Annotated in this window: 3 protein-coding genes and 1 pseudogene; all 4 read left to right on the top strand. The window is 67.3% G+C overall.

Going from position 1 to position 4449, the window contains the following annotated elements; all coding sequences use genetic code 11:
- On the top strand, positions 1-539 hold a 539-nt coding region (locus ACHWRX_RS03625; RefSeq protein WP_394658121.1), incomplete at its 5' end, for a P-loop NTPase.
- 21 nt (positions 540-560) lie between these two features.
- Positions 561-2813, top strand: coding sequence for a molybdopterin cofactor-binding domain-containing protein (locus ACHWRX_RS03620; protein ID WP_394658120.1), 2253 nt, complete (start codon positions 561-563; stop codon positions 2811-2813).
- Positions 2810-3823 (top strand): ferrochelatase, encoded by a 1014-nt coding sequence (hemH, locus tag ACHWRX_RS03615; RefSeq protein ID WP_394658119.1) that lies wholly within the window; start codon positions 2810-2812, stop codon positions 3821-3823. Before ACHWRX_RS03620 ends, hemH begins: the two co-directional genes overlap by 4 nt.
- 200 nt (positions 3824-4023) lie before the next feature.
- Positions 4024-4449 (top strand): annotated as a pseudogene (locus tag ACHWRX_RS03610) (MarR family transcriptional regulator); the annotation flags it as partial.

Raw genomic sequence — 4449 nt, 5'->3', positions numbered from 1 at the left:
CTTACGGCGTGCCGGTCTTGTCGATCGCGCACCTGGTCGATGCCGGGCAGGCGATCGCCTGGCGCGGGGCGATGGCAGGCAATGCGCTGGGCCAGATGCTGGATGGCGACTGGAGCGGGGTGGACGTGCTGATCGTCGACCTGCCGCCGGGCACCGGTGACATTCAGCTGACCATGCTGCAGCGCTACAAGCCCGATGGCGCGGTGATCGTCTCCACGCCGCAGGACCTGGCGCTGATCGACGCTACCCGCGCGATCGGCCTGTTCGACAAGGGCGGCGTGCCGGTGATCGGCATGGTCGAGAATATGGCCGGTTACGCTTGCCCCCACTGCGGCGAAGTCAGCGATCCGTTCGGTCATGGTGGTGCGGAGGAAACGGCCAAAAGCGGCAGCCACGCCTTCCTGGGGCGCATCCCGCTGGACAGTTCGATCCGCCGAGACAGCGATGCGGGAACGCCACCTGCCGCCGGGGATGGCCCGCAAGCGCAGGCGTTCGCGCAGATCGCCGCACTCGTTTCCGCATGGCTGGCGGCACGTTGATGCGGGTGGTTCGCTAAAGGGATGGCCAGTCGTCGCGGCGTTCTGGTCGGAGGGCTGGCCGCTGGCGCGTTGGTGGTCGGCTATGCGCTGCGCCCGCGCCGCTATGCTTTGCCTCTGCCGCCGGGCCGGTACGAGGTCGCGTTCGATGCCTGGATCAGGCTCGCCGATGACGGGGTCGTCACCGTGGCGGTGCCGCAAGTGGAGATGGGGCAGGGCGTCACCACGCTGATCCCGCAGATCATCACCTACGAGATGGGCGCGGACTGGCGTCGGGTCGCGGTGGAGCCCGCGCCGCCCAGCCCGCTCTATGCCAATGTCCCACTCGCCTCGCGCTGGGCAGAACTGACGATGCCGGCCATGCCCGACGCCCTGCTGGGCGATGATGCGGCGCTGGTCCGCCGCTGGGCGCAGGATCACACCTTCACCGTCACCGCAGATGGCACCGCGCTGGCCGCTTACGAAGGCCCCGCGAGAGCGGCGGCGGCGATGGCGCGGGCGCTGTTGTGCATGGCGGCGGCAGAGCGTTGGGATGTCGATTGGCGCGAATGCGATGCCAAGGACGGGTTCGTGGTTCACGAAGGAAAGCGCCTGCCGTTTGGCCCTCTGGCGCGCGCAGCGGCCGCGCTCGATCCGCCTCGATCGCTGCCGCTGCGGGAGGCGCCGCCAGCGGAACGACCTGGTGCGCCGATGGCCTATCCGCGGCTCGATCTGCCCGCCAAAGTGGACGGCAGCCTTGTGTTCGCGGGCGACGTCCGACTGCCGGGGATGGTCTATGCCTCGATCCGGCACGGCCCGATTGGCGAAAGCGCGCTGGCCGATTACGACAAGACTGCTGCGAACGGCGTGCGCGGCTTGGTCACACTGGTGCGCAATCGCGGATGGCTCGCCGCCGTCGCCTCCACGTGGTGGGCGGCGGACCAGGCCCTGACGCGGATCGATGCGGGGTTCACCTCCACCGACCGGGCGGACAGCGCCACGATCGACCAGGCGATGGAAACCGCGATGCAGACCGGCACGGCCACCCGCCTGGCCGAGCGTGGCGATCCCGACGCCTTCCTCACCGGCCGCCTCCCGCTGCAATTACGCTACGAAGTGCAGCCCGCGCTCCACGCCAGCATCGAAACCGCCAGCGCCACCGCCCGCTTCAAGGACGGCCATCTGGAGTTGTGGATGGGCACCCAGGCTCCGCAAGCCGCGCGCGAAATCGCCGCCCGGGCGCTGGGGATCGATGTTGCGGCGGTGACGCTCTATCCGATGCCGCTGGGCGGCAGCTTCGATCGTCGGCTGGAGAATGACCACGCCGGCGAAGTCGCCCTGATCGCTCGCGCTTGCCAGCGTCCGGTGCAACTCACCTGGTCGCGTAAGCAGGAGCACATCGTCGGCTATCCCCGTCCGCCGGTGGCCGCCGTGCTGGGCGCGAATGTCGACGCGACGGGACGGCTGGGTGGCCTGCGCGCCCGCATCGTCGCACCCGCCACCGCGCGCGAATTCGGCCGAAGGCTGCTGCATGCGGACAGTCCGCGCGCCGCTATCGATGCCGTTGCGGGAGTCGCCGATCCGATGATGATCGAGGGCGCGATCCCGCCTTACGCGATCGATCACCTCGCGATCGATCACGTGCCGGTGCGCTTGCCGCTGCCCACGGGCCGGATGCGCGGCAATGCGCATGGCTACACCGCCTTCTTCGTCGAATCCTTCTTGGACGAGCTGGCCCATCGGGCCGGGCGCGAACCCCTGGCTTATCGCATGGCGATGCTGGGCCACGATCCGCGCCTTGCCGAATGTCTCCAGCGTGTCGCTGTGCTGTCAGGCTGGGGCGGCGGCGCAGACAACAGCGGGCAGGGTATCGCTTGCCACCTGATCGGCTCGGCCGAAAGCGGTGGCCGCATCGCCGTGGTCGCCAGCGCCAGGCGCGATGCCGATGGCGTCACCGTAGACCGCCTGAGCGCTGTGGCCGATATCGGGCGCATCGTGAACCTCGACATCGCGCGCCAGCAGATCGAGGGCGGGCTTATCTTCGGCCTTGGCCTGGCGCTGGGGTGCAGCACCGGGTATGAGGGCGGGCTACCGGTCACGGGCAGGCTGGCATCGCTGAACCTGCCCGTGCTGGCCGATTGCCCCGCGATCGACGTCAACTTCATCACCAGCAGCGCCGCCCCTGCCGATCCAGGCGAATTGGGCGTCGCCGCTGTCGCGCCTGCTGTTGCCAATGCGCTGTTCTCGGCAACCGGGCTGCGGCTCAGACAGTTACCCCTGCTTTCGGAGGACGTGTGATTCAGCCGCCTGATCATCCTCGTGTCGCGCTTGGCCGTGTCGGGGTGCTGCTCGTCAACCTGGGTACGCCGCAAGACGCAAACCCGGCCGCGGTGCGTCGTTACCTGGCGGAGTTCCTGAGCGATCCCCGCGTCGTGGAAATTCCAAGGGCGATCTGGAAGCCGATCCTGCATGGCGTGATCCTGCGCACCCGGCCCAGCAAGTCCGCTCATGCCTATCGCCAGGTTTGGGGCGAAGACGGATCCCCCCTGGCCGCGATCACCGCCCGTCAGGCGCGCGCCTTGCGCGAGCGAATCGGCGATGGCGTCGTGGTCGATTGGGCGATGCGCTATGGCAAGCCCGCGCTGGCGGACCGCTTCGCCGCGCTGCAGGCGCAAGGGTGTGACCGGATCCTGGTCGCTCCGCTCTATCCGCAATACTCCGCCGCCACCAACGCCTCGGTGATAGACGCCTTGTGTGACGCACTGAAGGGGATGCGCTGGCAGCCGGCCATTCGCACGCTGCCGCCCTATTACGATGATCCCGCCTATATCGCCGCGCTGGCGCACGACCTTGCGACCCAGATCGAGGCGCTGGCGTTCGGTCCCGAAGTGTTGTTGCTGTCGTTTCACGGGATGCCAGCCCGCACGTTGCAACTGGGCGATCCGTATCACTGCCACTGCCGCAAGACCGCGCGATTGCTGGGCGAAGCGCTTGCACCGCGCTTTCCGGGCCTCAGGATCGATACCACCTTCCAGTCACGCTTCGGTCGCGCCAAATGGCTGGAGCCGGCGACGGACGTGACGATCGCGGCCGAGGCGCGGCAGGGCGTGCGCCGAATGGTCGTCGCCGCGCCCGGCTTCTCGGCCGATTGCCTGGAGACTCTGGAAGAACTGGCGATCCGCGCGAAGGAAACATTCGTGGAAGCCGGAGGCACCGACTTCGCCACGCTGACCTGCCTGAACGACGGCGAACCCGGCATGGCGATGCTGGAGCATCTCGTCCGTCGCGAACTTTCCGGCTGGGCATAGACAACTACGGGTGATTCGCACCACCCTGGTTCTTCGTCGTGGAACGGGTGTGATCAGGCCGCGCGCAGTTATCTCGGCTTCTTATAGCTTTAACTGAACTGTCCGGCACAAAATACGAACATCTTCGATCCATTCTTGACTTATACCCTTTTTGTTCCTTACTTGTTCGCGATAGTCAGCAGGTACGGGAAGACGTCGTGATGTCATCGGAAGCTGTGGTCAGCCGTCAACCGCAGGATTGGAGCTATGCCGCCACAGGGGATAGCCCTGCCGGTCTGCCGCTTAGTTTGTCGATCTATGCCGATCGATCGCGCATCCGGGGTATCCTGAACGAGGATGCGCAGGCGGCGGGCCTGCGCGTCAGCGTCGTGTCGGACCTGGATGCGCTGATTGGCGGCGATGCGCGTCCGCTCGGCGATGTCGTGCTGGTGGATTGCCCAATCGCCGACGGCGTGACGCTCGCGGCGCTTACCCGGCTCGATCAGAGAGCCGCACAGACGGGGGCGAAACTGATCGTTTCCACAACCGTGGAGGCGCTGGAGGATGTGTTCGGCTGCCTGGACCAGAGCGGGGCGCAGATTCTCGTCGATCCGGATCGGGCCGATCGAGTGATCGCCTTGGGGCAT

This window comes from uncultured Novosphingobium sp., from assembly GCF_964277725.1.
GTDB lineage: Bacteria > Pseudomonadota > Alphaproteobacteria > Sphingomonadales > Sphingomonadaceae > Novosphingobium > Novosphingobium fluoreni.
Note: the sequence above shows the minus strand (reverse complement) of the source record. Positions and strands in the feature narration are given on the sequence as shown.